This is a genomic window from Mesorhizobium sp. USDA 4413, from assembly GCF_056280365.1.
Map to the genome: position 1 here is coordinate 1,226,920 of NZ_JBVPRP010000001.1, position 15,788 is coordinate 1,242,707.

The window sequence follows — 15,788 nt, forward strand, 5'->3', positions numbered from 1 at the left end:
GCCGTAATTCCTGCAAAAAAGCCCGCTCGAAGCGGGCTTTTTTATTGCAGGAACTGTCAGCCAGGTCGCGCTCAGATATCCAGGTTGGCCACCGACAGCGCGTTGTCCTGGATGAACTCGCGCCGCGGCTCCACCTCGTCGCCCATCAGCCGTGAGAACAGCGAGTCGGCGTCCGTCGCGTCCGCCACCTTGACCTGCAGCAGCGAACGCACATTCGGGTCGAGCGTCGTCTCCCAGAGCTGCTCGGCATTCATCTCGCCGAGGCCCTTGTAGCGCTGCATGGTGAGGCCCTTGCGGCCGGAAGCGAACACTGCGTTGAGCAGCGCCAGCGGCCCCGAAAGCAGCTCCGAGGTCTCTTTCCGGCGCAAGGTCGGCTGCTCGCCATAGACTTCGGAAAGCCGCGGTGCGTAGCGGTCGAGCTGGCGCGCATCGGCCGAATTGATCAGGCCGGCATCGAGCTGCACCACATCCTTCACGCCACGCACGGTACGCTCGAAGACATAGCCGCCGTCATTGGAGGTCGAGAGACGCCCGCTCCAGCCGCGCTCGGTCTCCTCGGCGATCATGTCCAGCCGCTTCGCGACGCGCTCGGCCATGGCGTTGGCGCGGCCGAGATCGGCAAGCACGTCGGCATTGAGCGCGCCGGCGATCGCCGCCTGTTCGACGACGTTGCGGTTGTAGCGCGTGTGCAGCCCGTTGATCAGCTGGCGCACCGCCAGCGCGTCGTCGACGGAGGCGCGCAGGTCGTGCCCGGTGCGGACCTCGCCGGAAGCCAGCACCAGCGAGGCCTCGTCCAGCCCGGACTCGATCAGGTATTCCTCATAGGCGCTTTCATCCTTGAGATATTGCGAGCTCTTGCCCCTCGTCACTTTGTAGAGCGGCGGCTGAGCGATGTAGAGATGGCCGCGCTCGATCAGCTCCGGCATCTGCCGGAAGAAGAAGGTGAGCAGCAGCGTGCGAATATGGGCGCCGTCGACGTCGGCGTCGGTCATCAGGATGATCTTGTGGTAGCGCAGCTTGTCGGCGTTGAATTCGTCTTTGCCGATCGAGGTGCCGAGCGCGGTGATCAGCGTGCCGATCATGTCGGAGGACAGCATGCGGTCGAAGCGGGCGCGCTCGACATTGAGGATCTTGCCGCGCAGCGGCAGGATCGCTTGGTTCTGGCGCGAACGGCCGCCCTTGGCGGAGCCCCCGGCCGAGTCGCCCTCGACGATGAAGATTTCCGACTTTGCTGGGTCGCGCTCCTGGCAGTCGGCGAGCTTGCCGGGCAGCGAGGTGACGCCGAGCGTGCTCTTGCGCGTGATGTCGCGCGCCTTGCGCGCGGCTTCGCGCGCGGCGGCCGCCTGGATCACTTTCTCGACCACGACCCGACCTTCGCTCGGATGCTCTTCCAGCCAGGTGCCGAGCGCCTCGTTGACCAGGCTTTCCACCACCGGACGCACCTCGGAGGAGACCAGCTTGTCCTTGGTCTGCGAGGAGAATTTCGGGTCCGGCACCTTGACCGAGAGTACCGCGGTCAGGCCTTCGCGGCAGTCGTCGCCGGTCAGCGAGACTTTTTCCTTCTTGGTCTGGCCGGAGGATTCACCATAGCCGGTGATCTGCCTGGTGAGCGCCGCGCGGAAGCCCGCCAGATGCGTGCCGCCGTCGCGCTGCGGAATGTTGTTGGTGAAAGCCAGCACATTCTCGTGGTAGCTGTCGTTCCACCACATCGCGACCTCGACGGTGATGCCGTCGCGCTCGGCGCGGATGGCGATCGGCTTATCGATCAGCGGCTTCTTCACCCGGTCGAGATATTTGACGAACTCCTCCAGGCCGCCGTCATAATGCAATTCATGGCGCACAAGGTCGGCATGGCGCGCATCGGTCAGGATGATGCGCACGCCCGAATTGAGGAAAGCAAGTTCGCGCAGGCGATGCTCCAGCGTGCCGAAATCGAACTCGATCATGCTGAAGGTTTCGGCCGACGGGAAGAAGGTGATCTCGCTGCCGCTGCGGCCCTCATAGGTGCCGGGCTGCTTGTCCTGCTCGTAGGTGCCGGTCACCTTCAACGGCGCGTCGGCATTGCCATGCGTGAAGCTCATCTCGAAGATTTCGCCGTTGCGGCGGATCTTGAGCTTGAGCCATGCGGAAAGCGCGTTGACCACTGAGACGCCGACGCCGTGCAGGCCGCCGGAGACCTTATAGGAGTTCTGGTCGAATTTGCCGCCGGCATGCAGCTGCGTCATGATCACTTCGGCCGCCGAGACGCCCTCCGAGGGGTGGATATCGGTCGGAATGCCGCGGCCATTGTCGATGACGGTCACCGAACCGTCGGGGTTGAGCGTCACCGAGACGAGGTCGGCGTGGCCGGCCAGCGCCTCGTCGATGGCGTTGTCCACCACCTCGTAGACCATATGATGCAGGCCCGAGCCGTCATCGGTGTCGCCGATATACATGCCTGGACGCTTGCGGACAGCATCCAACCCCTTCAAAACCTTGATGGAATCGGCGCCGTACTCGGCTTCCACGCCAATGGCGCTTTCGGTCTGGTCGCTCATGAATACCTGTCTGATTGATGTCGATGGTCCGGCGCGGAAAAATGGCCGCGAATCGCGCCGTTTTGATGTCCTAGATATAGGCGCAAACGGTTGCTTTTCCAAGGTTTGCGGCCATTTTGCCGGCTTGGCGAGCAGTCTTTCCACGCCTCGCAAGAATGTGGCCGGTGGCGTTCCCCTGGCATAGGTCTGTCGAGACGCGAAAGCCGGGCCGAAGCGCGGCTTCGCTACGCCGAGGGAGTCCGCCTATCCGGCGGCGCGTAGCGTCTTCAGCGCTTCGCTCCAGCGGGACAGTTCGTCGAGCATGGTCTTGGCGCCTCCTTGCACCTGCTCGCTCGGGTGAAATGCGCGATTCTGATCGAGCAGCGTCGCATAGGCCGGCAGCGCCACGCCCTCCGGGATCGGCATGACGCCGACGGAGGTAAGCAGCGGCTTGAGCGCTTGCGCGGCGCGCAAGCCGCCGGACACGCCGCCATAGCTGAAGATCGCGGCGGGCTTGTAGCGCCATTCATGGACCAGATAGTCGATCGCGTTCACGATCGCGGGCGCCACGAAGTAGTTGTACTCGGGTGCCACGAAAACGAAGGCGTCGGCGGCATCGATCGCCTTCGACCAGGCCTTGGTGTGGTCGTTCTCGTATTTGCGCAGGCGCGGGTGATGCGGCTCGTCGAGCATCGGCAGGTCGAACGCGGCGATGTCGGTCAGCACGGGCTCGAACTTGCCATGTTGGCGCACGAACCCTTCCAGCCATTCGCCGAAAATCGGCCCCGCGCGTCCCGGCCGCGTGCTGCCGATGATGATGTCCAGACGATGCTTCACGGGGAACTCCTTGCTTGACGGTATCCATTGGTGACTAACGTAAGGTTCCACCGGCAACAAGCAGCTATCGGCTGATGCCGGTCACATTCCGGCGAGATGTGGCGATCTGCGCTGCCGTCCCGTCGCATGGACGCCGGTCCTGTCGGGCACTACATTCGGCACTGACAGCGGAGCATGCTTCATGGATACCAAGCCCGCCCCCTTCGTGCCGCCGGCGCCCAAGCCGCGCACCCAGCCGCCCTCGACGCTGGAGATGATGCGCATCGTCTACCGCAACCCGCTCGAGCTCTGGGGCGAGCACACCTACAACGAGCCCTGGATATCGGTAACCGGCGTCGGCGGCCCACTGGTCATCGCCAACGACCCCGGCCTTATCCGCCATGTGCTGATCGACAACGCCAGGAATTACAAGATGGCGACTGTGCGCCAGCTGATCCTGCGTCCAATCCTGCGCGACGGCCTGCTCACCGCCGAAGGCGAGGTGTGGAGGCGCTCGCGCAAGGCGATGGCGCCGGTGTTCACGCCGCGCCACATCTTCGGCTTCGCCGGGCCGATGCTGAAGCGCACGCTGGACTTCGTGACCCGCTATGAGGCGGGCGGCGCGTCCGACATCGCCCACGACATGACGCTGCTTACCTATGATATCCTGGCCGAAACGCTGTTTTCCGGCGAGATCGCCGGCGAACCGGGCAGCTTCGCCAAGGAGATCGACCGCCTGTTCGAGACCATGGGTCGCGTCGATCCGCTCGACCTTCTGCGCGCGCCGGAATGGCTGCCGCGGCTAACCCGCATCCGCGGCCGCAAGACCATGGCCTATTTCCGCAACATCGTGGCCAACACAGTGAAGATGCGCGAGGAGCGGCTGAAGCGCGATCCGGACGGCGTGCCGCAGGATTTTCTCACGCTTCTGCTGCGGGCCGAGGGGCCGGGCGGGCTGACCCGCGCCGAAGTCGAGGACAACATCATCACCTTCATCGGCGCCGGCCATGAGACGACCGCGCGGGCGCTGGGCTGGACGATCTATTGCCTCGCCGAAGCGCCCTGGGAGCGCGACAAGGTCGAGCAGGAGATCGACGCCGTGCTGGCGCGCGAGCCAGATCCGACCAAGTGGCTGGATGCCATGCCGCTCACCCGCGCCGCTTTCGAGGAGGCGCTGCGGCTCTATCCGCCCGCGCCCTCGATCAACCGCGAGCCGATCGAGCCGGAGACCTGGAATGGTCTCTACATTCCCAAATATGCTGCCGTGCTGGTGATGCCCTGGGTCGTGCACCGCCACCGCAAGCTTTGGGACAGGCCGGACGCTTTCCTGCCCGAGCGCTTCCATCCGGAAAACCGCGACAGGATCGACCGCTTCCAGTACCTGCCTTTCGGCGCCGGCCCGCGTGTCTGCATCGGCGCCAGCTTCGCCATGCAGGAGGCGATCATCGCGCTGGCGATCCTGTTGTCGCGCTTCCGCTTCGATGTGACGTCGGAGACCCGGCCGTGGCCGGTGCAGAAGCTGACAACGCAGCCGCAGGGCGGCCTGCCGATGCAGGTCTCCCGGCGGGCGTAATCAATGCATGTCGCCCGGAAGTGCGCAGCGGCTCTGGGAAAGCGACATGCATCAAAATTCAGAGTCTTCTATAGCATTTTGCAGCCAAGCGGAAATGCTTGGCGTCGCACAAATGCGGCTAAAACAAGGAGATAGAGCGGTTTAGCGTTTCCGCGAAACGGTGAACCGCTCTATCGGTCGGCAATCGGGCGGCGCTGCTGGAACTGGCCGGCGGCGCGGAAGCGCCAGAGATAGCTGGGCAGTATGGTGGCGATCGCCTGCGGCTGGATGCCGAGGCCGGCAAGCGTCCTGCCGGTCTTGGCGGCTTCGTCGGAAACGATGTTGTGCTCGCGCAGCTGCAGCACCTGGTCCCTGGTCAGGAGCGGATTGGGCAGCAGTTGAAGGATCGACGCCTGGATGTTCGCCAACCACCACGGCACCGGCACCAGCATCCGCCGGCGGTCGATGACCGCGAGCAACTCTTCCATGCACTCCTTGAAGGTCAGCACCTGCGGGCCGCCGAGCTCGTAGATCTGGCCGCCCTTGACATTGCCGTCGACCGAGCGCGCGATCGCTTCGGCGACGTCGCCGACATAGACCGGCTGCAGCTTGTTCAATCCGCCGCCGATCAGCGGCAGCACGGGAGACAGGCGCGCCATGCCGGCGAAGCGGTTGAAGAACCTGTCCTCCGGTCCGAAATTGATCGACGGCCGGAAGATGACAGCGTCCTGAATCGTCTCGAACACCGCTTTTTCACCCAGTGCCTTGGTGCGGGCGTAGTCGGACGGGGAATTGAGATCGGCGCCGAGCGCCGAGATCTGGGTGAGGCCGGCGCCGACCGAGCGTGCGGCCTCGGCGACGGCACGCGCGCCGAAATCGTGCACCGCGCCGAATTTCTGGCGCCCGGTCTCATGCAGGATCGCGACCAGGTTGACGACATGGTCGGCGCCCTGCACGGCGCGGTCGACCGACCAGCGCACGCGCACATTGGCCTGCACCGGCTGGATCTGGCCGACATTGCCGAGCGGCTGCACATGACCGGCAAGGTCGGGCCGCCGGCAGGCGACCCGGATACGGTAGCCGCGCTTGGCCAGCGCCCGCACGACATGGCGACCGACGAAGCCCGAGCCGCCGAAGACGACGACGAGCTTGGGGGTCTGCAGGATTTCGGTCATGACTGGCTCCGCGCGAATGCTTGGCTGAAGCCGTTTCTTAATCCGTTTCTCGCCAAAGGCAAAGAGCGACCGGAGGTCGCCATTGCGTTGTTTTTTGAGCAATTCCAGGAAAAGTGCCCAGCGGTTTTCCGTCCGGAATTGCGCCGCTACAAAAGCGCTTAGAAAGCCTTGGCGATGCGCGCGTCGACCGAGTGGCGGTTGCCGCCGCGGATCACGAAAAAGGCGAGAATCGCGGCCCAAAGCAGCGACTTTTCCGCGCCCGAGAAACCCTGGCCCATGGTCACCCAATGGAACCACACGGTGACCAGAAGCACGATCAGGCCGGCGAAGGCGGCAGGGCGGGTAAAAAGGCCAAGCGCGATCAGGATGCCGCCGAAGAATTCGGTGCAGGCAAGCAGCGGCGACCAGAACACGCCGGGATAGAAGCCGAGCCCCTCGACCATTTCCGTGGCGCCGAACGGATTGACGATCTTTTGCGAGCCATGGATGGCCAGGAAGCCGCCGGCGACAGCGCGCAGCAGGGTTTCGCCGGCATCATGCAATGCCGAATAGAGGCGGCCAAGCGCCGGAATGATCAGCTTTGCGCGGGGGGCGTCGGTGGTCGCGGACATCGTAGCTCCTGTTTGCGGCAACACCCGCAGACGCCCGACGGCCCGGGCAAGTCAAGTTAACAAAAGTTAACTTTGCGTTCATGTTTGTGGCGAACGATGCGAAACGCAGAAAACCCCGCCGAAGCGGGGTTTTCCGGGCAGCGTCCACGCCGAAACAGGGTCCAACGAGGCGGCCTGACCTGAGACGGTATCAAGGTGGCGTGAAGCAACCAGGCCCGCCCCCGCCCTGAACGTCCGGCGAACCGCGAGCCGAACGAAGCAACCAAGGCGGCTCGCAGCGTGGGGTGCCGGGTATGGGTGGCGTCGGGCGGGGAAAAGGTTCAACAGCGCGGCAAACTCAGGCCGAATAACGCTCGGCGAATTCCGAAATGCGCTGCACGACCGCCCTGGACGTAGTGATGCCGCGCGCCTTGGCCTTCTCCGCGGCCTCGGCGCGGGAGCGGCCGGGAATATGCACGCCATAGCGTCGCCGCAGCCGGTCGAGCTGCTCCTTCATGCGCTGCTCGAAATCCGGGTCGAGCAGTTTTGGCTCGATGGCCAGAACGAAAAGGCCGGTGCCGGGGCTATCCGGCCCGCCGGTGAACCAGGGCGCGTCGAGCGACCAGTTGGCACCGGAAATGCCTGCGGCCAGCACCTCGACCATCAACGCGACATTGGCGCCGCGCTGGCCGCCGAAGGCAAGCATCGCGCCCTTCATGGCTGCCGCCGGATCGGTCGTGGGATTGCCGCTGGCATCCAGCGCCCATCCTTCGGGTATCTTCCTGCCGTCCTCGGCCGCCTTGCGGATGTTGACGAAGGCGGTCGCGCTCGACGACTGGTCGATGACCAGCGGCGGTCCGTCGGCGGCGGGCGAGGCGAAAGACATCGGATTGGTGCAATAGACCGGTTTGATCGAGCCTGAGCCGGCCAGCACCGCCGGCCCGTTGGTGGCGGCGAAGGAGACCAGCCCCTGTTCCGCCAGCCGCCCGGTGAAATAGCCGAGCGCGCCGCATGTATAGGCGTTCTTCTGCGAGAAGATCGAGACGCCGAACAGCTTCGCCGCCTTGACTAGGTCGTCGATCGTGCGGTCGAAGCCGGTATGGGCAAGCCCGCCGCGCGCGTCGGAGAGATAGACGGCGAGCGCCGGCCGGGTGATTGCCGGCTCTGCATTGCCGTCGATGCGGCCGGCTTCGAGCGCCTCCAGATAATCGATGAAATGCGACAGCCCGACCGTCGACAGGCCTTCGGCCTCGGCGGCGATGATCGAGGCGGTCAGCGACTGCGCCGCCTCCTCATTGGCGCCGGCGCCGAGCGCCGCCATCCGGCATAGGCCTGTTGCCTGGTCGAGGGTGAGTTGCATGGTGAATGCCTTGGCGAATGGTGAATGGTGAGTAGTCAGTAGTCAGTAGTGAGTAGTCAGTGTGATTGGAAGCGGAGCGCGCGGCCATTCACCATTCACTACTTGTCACTACTTGCTAACCGATCTTGACCGGAATCCGCGCCTCGATCCGGCTGAAGACGAAAACGAGGATGCCGGTGATCGTCATATAGATCAGCGCCAGAAGCAGCAAAGGTTCATAGGTCAGGTAGGTGTCCTGGCGCACCTTGGAGGAGACGGCGAAGATGTCGATGACACTGATCGTCGCCACCAGCGGCGTCGATTTCAGCTGCAGCACCGTCTCGCCTGTCAGCGTCGGCAGCGCCCGGTAGAAGGCTTGCGGCAGCCAGATGCGGCGGAAGATTTTCCAGCGGCTCATGCCGAAGGCGCGAGCAGCCTCGAGTTGGCCTCTCGGCACACCGGCAAAGGCGCCGCGCATCACCTCGCCCTCATAGCCTGCGAAGGAAAAGGTCAGCGCCACCACGGCATAGGGCCAGGCCTGCCTGAGATACGGCCACAGCCAGGATTCGCGGATCCATGGATATTGCGGGAAGACCGAGCCGAGCCCGTAATAGAGCAGCCAGAGTTGCAACAGCAGCGGCGTTCCGCGGATGATGGTGCAGAAGGCTTTTGCCGGCGCCGAGAACCAGATCGGCCCGCTGGCCTGGGCGAGCCCGAGCGGCACGGCGAGCGCAAAGCCCAGCGCGCATGTGACGGCGAGGATCCAGAGCGTCCGCCATATGCCCATCAGGCCCATTTGCCAATATTGCGGCAGCCATTCCCAGCGCATGAAAAAGGCTGCGCAGAGCACCAGCGCCAGCGCGATCAGGATGAGCACGATGCGGTGCGGTTTCAGCCAGATCGAGGCCCGAGCCGCCATGTTGATCGCGGTGGCTTCGGCCGACATCAGCGCGCCTCCTTGACGGAGGGCATGCCGCGCCGCGACCAGACCTCGACGCGGCCGATGATCAGGTTGGAGAACAGCGTGAGCGCCAGATAAAGCGCGCCGGCGGCGAGATAGAAGAGCAGGTAGGCCTTGGTGACGCCGGCCGCCTGGCGCGTCGCCAGCGTCAGTTCGAAGAAGCCGACAACGGCAAGCAGCGCGGTGTCCTTGGTGGCGATCAGCCAAAGATTGGCCAGGCCGGGGATGGCGAAGGGCAGCATGGCCGGCAGCGTGATGCGTCGCAGCATCAGGCCGGGCGGCATGCCGTAGGCACGGGCTGCCTCGATCTGGCCCTGCGGGATGGCGAGGATGGCGCCGCGGATGACTTCCGTCGAATAGGCGCCCTGGACGAAGCCCAGCACGAAAATGCCGGCCGCGAGCCCGCTGATGTCGACACGGCTGTAGCCCATTGCCGTCAGCACCTGGTTGATCAGGTCGGTGCCGGCATAATAGAGCAGCAGGATCAGCACCAGTTCCGGCACCGCGCGCACGATGGTCGTGTAGACCGCGAGCAGGTCGCGCGTCACCGGGCCGCCATAGAGTTTGCCGAAGGCGCCCGCGGTGCCGATCATGAGGCCGAGGCAGGTGGCGCCCACGGCGATCTCGATCGAATGCAGCAAGCCGACTAGCAGCGTGCCGCCCCAGCCGGGCGCCACGGGCGACAGGAGTTCCATGATGCCGGCCGCGGAGGCCGGAAGAAAGGCGTCGATCAGCTTCGCCCCCGGATAATTGGCAAGCCGCCGATCATCGGGTCAGCGGCATTCATGCGTGGCAAGGTTGGGCATGGCGTTGGCGCCATGCCCACACTCATTCGCGAGAGGACTCAGTTCGACTGCGTGGCGCCGCCATAGATGTCGAAGTCGAAATACTTCTTCGAGATCTCGTCATATTTGCCGTTGGCGCGGATCGCCTTGATGCCGGCGTTGAACTTTTCCTTGAGCGCGGTGTCTTCCTTGCGGATGCCGGCGCCGACGCCCGGTCCAAGCACCTCGTCGTCCGGGGCCACCATGCCCTTCAGGTCGCAGCAGGCCTTGCCCTGGTCGGTCTTGAGGAATTCGCCAAGCGCGATCGAATCGGCCTGCACCGCGTCGATACGGCCGGCGGCCAGATCGTTGTTGGCTTCGTCCTGCGTCTGGTATTCCTTGATTTCCTGGGCGCCGGTGAAGTGCTTCTTCGCATAGACCGCATGCACCGTGGACACCTGGACGCCGATAACCTTGCCCTTGAGGTCGTCCGGCGTGGCGCCGAACTTCTGGTCCTTCGGCCCGATGATCGCGGTCGGGGTGTTATAGTACTTGTCCGAGAAGTCGATTGTCTTCTTGCGCTCGTCGGTGATCGACATCGAGGAGACGATGGCGTCGATCTTCTTGGTGGTCAGCGCCGGGATGATGCCGTCCCAGGCAACCGGCGTGATGACGCAGTCGAGCTTCTCCTCGGCGCAGACGGCGTTGACGAAGTCGATCTCCCAGCCCACCCATTTGCCGGTGGCGTCGGGCGAGGTGAAGGGCGGATAGGGCTCGGCGGCGACGCCGATCTTCACCTGCTCGGCCTTGGCCACGCCACCCATCGCCGCGACGCCGAGAAGCAGCGCGGCGGCGAAGGTCTTGAGAACAGTCTTCATTTCAGGACTCCCAGTTTGTTGTTGTTCCCGGTTTTCGCTCCGCTTGATGCCGGCTCCTAGCCGACATTGCGAAGGAATTGCTTGAGCCTTTCGGATTTAGGCGCGCCGAATAATTGTTCCGGCGGACCTTCCTCCTCGACCAGCCCGTTGTAGAGATACACGACATGCGTCGCGACCTCGCGGGCGAACTTCATTTCATGCGTCACCAGCACCATGGTGCGCCCCTCGCGCGCCAGGTCGCCGATTACCTTCAGCACCTCCCCGACCAGTTCGGGATCGAGCGCGGAGGTCGGCTCGTCGAACAGCATGACGCGCGGATTGATCGCCAGCGCCCGGGCGATCGCGGCGCGCTGCTGCTGCCCGCCGGACAGGAAGGCCGGATAGACGTCGCGTTTCTCCGCCAGCCCTACGCGGGCAAGCAGCTTCTCGGCCTGGACAATCGCCTCGTCGCGCTTGACGCCCAGCACATGCACCGGAACCTCGATGACGTTCTCGATCAAAGTCATGTGGCTCCAGAGATTGAAATTCTGGAACACCATACCGAGCCTCGAGCGGATCCGCTCGATCTGCTTGCGGTCCGCCGGAACGGTGTGGCCGTGGCTGTCGGCCTTGAGCTTGATCTCCTCGCCATTGACGCGGATGATGCCGCTGGTCGGGTTTTCCAGGCAGTTGATGCAGCGCAGCAGCGTCGATTTGCCGGAGCCGGAGCCGCCGATGACGGCGACCACTTCGCCGTCGCGCGCCGACAGCGAAACGCCCTTCAGCACATGCAACTGGCCGAATTTCTTATGCAGGTTCTCGACATGGATGGCTTCGGCGGCGCTGCTTTGCGCCTTGCCGGATTGGACTGCGGCAGTATCCGCCACGCTCACCGGGGAACCTCTATACGGTCGAAGGCAGGTCGTCGAACGTCCATCCGGCTAATCAACATACGCTGTACTGCCCGCTCCAGACTTCAGCATGGACCCGACAGCGCGAGCCCGTCAATCCCGCTCATTACGGCACTTGCGGCGTTGTTGTGCAAGTGTATAAATACCCTCTCATGAAATTTTTTCGATTTTTTTCAGCATAAAGGGCATCGATGAGCGCTTTCGGATCACAGTCCATGGCGGCGCCGCTGCGGCGTGTGCTGATGCGTTCGGCGGCCAACGCCATGCGCGATGCCGACAGGGCTGCCTGGCACTATGGCCCCGGGTTTAACCCGGCGAAAGCAGCCGCGCAGCACGCGGCCCTTGCCGAGCTGGTGGCGGCTTCCGGTGCCGAGATCGAATGGATCGAGGACAAGGCCGACGGGCTTTCGGATTCGGTGTTCACGCATGACCCATCGCTGATGACCGACCGCGGCGCGCTGATCCTGTCCATGGGTAAGCCGTTGCGCGCCAAAGAGCCTTCGCTGCATGAAGAGACCTACAAGAGGCTGGGCATTCCGATCCTCGGCCGCGTCGAGGCGCCAGGCCAGGTCGAAGGCGGCGACTGTGTATGGCTGGATGCCCGGACGCTGGCGATCGGGCGCGGCGTGCGCACCAACCAGGAAGGCATCCAGCAGGTAGCCAACCTGCTGACGCCGCATGGCATTTCGGTCTACGGCTTTGACCTGCCGCTGTGGCAGGGCGAAGAGGCGTGCCTGCATCTGATGTCGGTGATCAGCCCGCTGGCCGACGACCTCGCGCTGGTCTATTCGCCGCTTCTGCCGGCGCCGTTCTACCAGATGCTGAAGGCGCGCGGCATCCGGCTGGTCGAAGGCGACGGCGAAGAGTTCGCCGCTTCCAACGGCCTTAGCCTGAACGTGCTGCCGACCAGCCCGTTGAAGGTCATTGCCGTGGCCGGCTTTCCCAGGACCAAAGCCGCGATGGAAGCCGCCGGCTGCACGGTTGAAATCTTCGAGGCGGACGCGCTCTGCATCGCCTGCGAAGGCGGGCCGACATGCCTGACGCGGCCGATCCTGCGCCGATGAATGCGCGCCGCAAGTTCCGTCGTGAGGGCGAGGAGCGGCGGCGGCAGGATCTGATCGACGCCACCCTGGACAGCGTGGCCGAACATGGCCTCGAGGGCGCCACCGTGCGCACCATCGCCTTGCGCGCCGGCGTCACCGCCGGGCTGATCCGGCACTATTTCCCCGGCAAGGAAGATTTGCTGCAGGAAGCCTATGCGGCACTGATGGGCCGCATGACCGAGCAGGCGAAAGCGGCTTTGGTCATGGAAGATGCCTCGCCGCGCCAACGCCTTGCGGCTTTCGTCACCGCCAACCTCAACGCGCCGATCATCGACCAGCGGGTGTTCTCGCTCTGGGCGACCTTCATCGGCCGCGCCGGCGCGGATCCGACGCTCGCCCGTGCGCACCGCGAAGGCTATCTCGGTTTTCGCAACGAGGTGGAAGCCGTCGTGGCCGAAGTTCTCGCCGCCGAACGGCGCAAGCCGGACGCGGCCGAGCTGCGCCACCATGCCATCGCCATTAACGCAATCATCGACGGGCTCTGGATCGAAGGCTGCCTGGCCGGCGAGATGTTCTCGCCTGGCGAATTGGCGGCGATCGGCATCAAAGCCATAGAGGCCGAGCTCGGCCTTGCGCCGGAACAGGGAGGAAATCAATGACCACCGTTGGCGAAGCGCTGATCACGCTGCTCGAGGCGCATGGCGTCGACACCGTCTTCGGCATTCCGGGCGTCCACACGGTCGAGCTCTATCGCGGCCTGGCGCGCTCGAAGATCCGCCATGTCACGCCGCGCCACGAGCAGGGTGCCGGCTTCATGGCTGATGGTTATGCGCGCGCCGGCGGCCGGCCGGGCGTCGCTTTCGTCATCACTGGTCCGGGGCTGACCAACACCATCACCGCCATGGGCCAGGCGCGCGCCGATTCGGTGCCGATGCTGGTCATTTCCGGCGTCAATGCCACCGATACGCTGGGCAAGGGCCTCGGCTTCCTGCATGAACTGCCAGATCAGCGCGGCATGATGGAAAAGGTTGCGCTGTTTTCCGAGCGCATCACCGAGGCCGGGCAGTTGCCGGGCGCGCTCGCCCGCGCCTTCGCGCTGTTTTCGTCGGCGCGGCCGGGCCCGGTGCATATCGAGATTCCCACCGACGTCATGGTCAAGCCCGCCGACGGCATCGCGGCAGCGCTGAGCAACGCCGCGCCGCCGTCGCCGACCGCCGCGGCGGTCGCCGAGGCGGCGACGTTGATCAAGGCCGCCAGCCGTCCGCTGATTCTGTCGGGCGGCGGCGCCAGGAAAGCCGACGCGGCGCTGCGGCGCCTGGCCGAGATGCTTGGCGCGCCGGTCGTCGAGACCGCCAATGCGCGCGGCCTGCTGCATGGCCATCCGCTCTGCGTGCCGGCCAGTCCCAGTCTGAAGGCCGTGCGCGCGCTGATGGCGGAGGCCGATCTGGTGATCGCGGCCGGCACCGAATTCGGACCGACCGACTATGACGGCTATGGCGACGGCGGCTTCGTGCTGCCCAAGAACCTGATCCGCATCGATATTGGGGCCGACCAGATCGCGCGCCGGCCGGTGACGGTCGGCATCCAGGCGGATTGCGCCCAAGGGATCGAGGTTTTGCTGTCGGCAATCGGGCCGGGTCATCCCGCCGCCAAGGACGGCGAAGCCCGCGCGGCCGCCGCACGGAACGCCGCGCTGGCCGAGCTGAGGCCCGAATACCTGGCGCAGGTTCGCGCGGTGGAGATGATCCGCGACGCGCTGCCGGGCGCCATCATCGTCGGCGATTCGACCCAACCGATCTATGCCGCCAACCTCTATTACGACCACGACCGTCCCGGCGGCTGGTTCAACGCCGCGACCGGCTTCGGCGCGCTGGGCTATGGTCCGCCGGCGGCGATCGGCGCGGCGCTTGCTGTACCGGAAGCGCCGGTGGTGTGCCTCACCGGCGACGGCGGGTTTCAGTTCACCCTGCCGGAGATCGGCGCCGCGCTCGATGCCGAGACGCCGGTGATCTTCGTCGTCTGGAACAATCGCGGCTATCGCGAGATCGAGACCTCGATGCTCGATGTCGGCGTCGAGCCCGTCGGCGTGTCGCCGGCGCCGCCGGATTTCTGCAAGCTCGCCGAGGCCTATTGCATCGAGGCCGAGCGCTTGACCGGGGTCGGCGGTCTCACCGAGGCGCTGAAGCGCGCGCGGGCGGCGGCCAGGCCGCGCGTCATCGAAATCACCGTTGACTGAAAGCTGCTGCGACCGTTGCTCGGTCCCTGCCGGTACACCGGCAATTCGCGCCGCTCCGACGGGGGCCGACGCATGCAAAGACGCTGCGCCAGCCATGTCGATATTTCAATTGAGTGACAGCGCGAAAGGCGCGACGTTCACAATTGGGGCGGCATAACCACAAGAAGCATAATCATAAAAAACGACAGGAGCGGTCTAAGTATGACGGAAACGCTGAATGGCAGGCATGTCGTGGTGACGGGCGGCACTGGGGCGCTCGGCGGCGCGGTTGTCGGCAGGCTGTTGGAGCAAGGCGCGATCTGCCACGTGCCCAACGCCCACGCGGCGGCCCCGCCGCATTTTCCTTACGCGGCCCATGCTAGCGTGCATCTGGCGCATAATGTCGATCTGTCGGATTCGGCCAAGGTCGAAGCTTTCTACCATCAGGTGCCCGCGCTCTGGGCCTCGATCCACCTTGCCGGCGGCTTCACCATGGCGCCGGTCGAGAAGATCGAGTCGGCCTCCTTCGCCGAGATGATGGACACCAACGCCCGGACCACCTTCCTTTGCAGCCGCGCCGCGGTGCGCTCGATGCTGGCGTCGGGCACCGCGGGGCGCATCGTCAACGTCAGCGCGCGCGCCGGGCTTGATCCCAGGCGCGGCGCCGGAATGGTCGCCTATGCCGCGAGCAAGGCGGCGGTCGCGGCCATCACGGTGGCGATGGCCGAGGAGCTGAAGCACAAGGGCATCCTGGTCAATGCGGTCGCGCCCTCGACGCTCGACACGCAGGCCAATCGCGACAGCATGCCGGACGCCGATTTCAGCAAGTGGGTCAGCCTCGAGGCCGCGGCCGAAGCGATCGCCTATCTCGCCTCGCCCGCAAACCAGGCCATGAGCGGCACGTTGGTTCCGCTTTACGGCCGGGCCTGACGGCTATCTCTTTGTTTACGCAATTCCGGACGGAAACCGCTGATACTTTTCCTGGAATTGCTCTGATATCCCGACAAAGAAAAAACCCCGCCGGATCGCTCCGGCGGGGTTTTTGTTGT

14 protein-coding genes are annotated in these 15,788 nt (G+C 64.9%); 5 read left to right on the forward strand and 9 right to left on the reverse strand.

Annotated elements, in window-relative coordinates:
• Positions 1-71 precede the first annotated feature (71 nt).
• On the reverse strand, positions 72-2,537 hold the full coding sequence (gene gyrB, locus ACVMIM_RS06120; RefSeq protein WP_476111143.1) for a DNA topoisomerase (ATP-hydrolyzing) subunit B: 2,466 nt from the start codon (positions 2,535-2,537) through the stop codon (positions 72-74).
• 243 nt (positions 2,538-2,780) lie between these two features.
• Complete coding sequence (locus ACVMIM_RS06125) at positions 2,781-3,353, reverse strand: NADPH-dependent FMN reductase (RefSeq protein WP_278047158.1); 573 nt, start codon at positions 3,351-3,353, stop codon at positions 2,781-2,783.
• Positions 3,354-3,534: 181 nt separating this feature from the next.
• Here ACVMIM_RS06125 and ACVMIM_RS06130 point away from each other — a divergent pair, with 181 nt between their 5' ends.
• The gene (locus ACVMIM_RS06130) at positions 3,535-4,905 is read left to right on the forward strand and encodes a cytochrome P450 (RefSeq protein WP_476111145.1); all 1,371 of its coding nucleotides are present in this window, start codon (positions 3,535-3,537) and stop codon (positions 4,903-4,905) included.
• A 170-nt stretch (positions 4,906-5,075) separates the two neighbouring features.
• On the opposite strand, the gene ACVMIM_RS06135 is transcribed toward ACVMIM_RS06130, so the two are convergent.
• From ACVMIM_RS06135 to ACVMIM_RS06165, 7 genes are all read right to left on the reverse strand, one after another.
• Complete coding sequence (locus tag ACVMIM_RS06135) at positions 5,076-6,059, reverse strand: complex I NDUFA9 subunit family protein (protein ID WP_476111147.1); 984 nt, start codon at positions 6,057-6,059, stop codon at positions 5,076-5,078.
• A gap of 158 nt (positions 6,060-6,217) precedes the next feature.
• A complete protein-coding gene (locus ACVMIM_RS06140) occupies positions 6,218-6,670 on the reverse strand; it encodes a DoxX family protein (RefSeq protein WP_476111149.1) in 453 nt (150 codons plus the stop codon).
• A gap of 337 nt (positions 6,671-7,007) precedes the next feature.
• On the reverse strand, positions 7,008-8,009 hold the full coding sequence (locus ACVMIM_RS06145) for an Ldh family oxidoreductase (RefSeq protein WP_278047162.1): 1,002 nt from the start codon (positions 8,007-8,009) through the stop codon (positions 7,008-7,010).
• 115 nt (positions 8,010-8,124) lie between these two features.
• The gene (locus tag ACVMIM_RS06150; RefSeq protein WP_040993550.1) at positions 8,125-8,934 is read right to left on the reverse strand and encodes an ABC transporter permease; all 810 of its coding nucleotides are present in this window, start codon (positions 8,932-8,934) and stop codon (positions 8,125-8,127) included.
• A complete protein-coding gene (locus tag ACVMIM_RS06155) occupies positions 8,934-9,644 on the reverse strand; it encodes an ABC transporter permease (protein ID WP_278047163.1) in 711 nt (236 codons plus the stop codon). Before ACVMIM_RS06155 ends, ACVMIM_RS06150 begins: the two co-directional genes overlap by 1 nt.
• A gap of 149 nt (positions 9,645-9,793) precedes the next feature.
• Entirely contained in the window at positions 9,794-10,591 is a 798-nt protein-coding gene (locus ACVMIM_RS06160; protein ID WP_040988876.1) for a transporter substrate-binding domain-containing protein, read from the reverse strand.
• 56 nt (positions 10,592-10,647) lie between these two features.
• Positions 10,648-11,463: an ABC transporter ATP-binding protein gene (locus tag ACVMIM_RS06165; protein ID WP_476111152.1), complete on the reverse strand. Its 816-nt coding sequence runs from the start codon at positions 11,461-11,463 to the stop codon at positions 10,648-10,650.
• Between the two features lie 209 nt (positions 11,464-11,672).
• Here ACVMIM_RS06165 and ACVMIM_RS06170 point away from each other — a divergent pair, with 209 nt between their 5' ends.
• The 4 genes from ACVMIM_RS06170 to ACVMIM_RS06185 all read left to right on the forward strand — a co-directional run bounded on the left by ACVMIM_RS06170 (position 11,673) and on the right by ACVMIM_RS06185 (position 15,669).
• On the forward strand, positions 11,673-12,545 hold the full coding sequence (locus tag ACVMIM_RS06170) for a dimethylarginine dimethylaminohydrolase family protein (RefSeq protein WP_476111154.1): 873 nt from the start codon (positions 11,673-11,675) through the stop codon (positions 12,543-12,545).
• On the forward strand, positions 12,515-13,183 hold the full coding sequence (locus tag ACVMIM_RS06175) for a TetR family transcriptional regulator C-terminal domain-containing protein (RefSeq protein ID WP_052458557.1): 669 nt from the start codon (positions 12,515-12,517) through the stop codon (positions 13,181-13,183). The genes ACVMIM_RS06170 and ACVMIM_RS06175 overlap by 31 nt, the downstream gene beginning before the upstream one ends.
• Positions 13,180-14,760 (forward strand): 5-guanidino-2-oxopentanoate decarboxylase, encoded by a 1,581-nt coding sequence (locus tag ACVMIM_RS06180; RefSeq protein WP_476111155.1) that lies wholly within the window; start codon positions 13,180-13,182, stop codon positions 14,758-14,760. The genes ACVMIM_RS06175 and ACVMIM_RS06180 overlap by 4 nt, the downstream gene beginning before the upstream one ends.
• A 201-nt stretch (positions 14,761-14,961) precedes the next feature.
• A complete protein-coding gene (locus tag ACVMIM_RS06185) occupies positions 14,962-15,669 on the forward strand; it encodes an SDR family NAD(P)-dependent oxidoreductase (RefSeq protein ID WP_476111157.1) in 708 nt (235 codons plus the stop codon).
• Positions 15,670-15,788 lie beyond the last annotated feature (119 nt).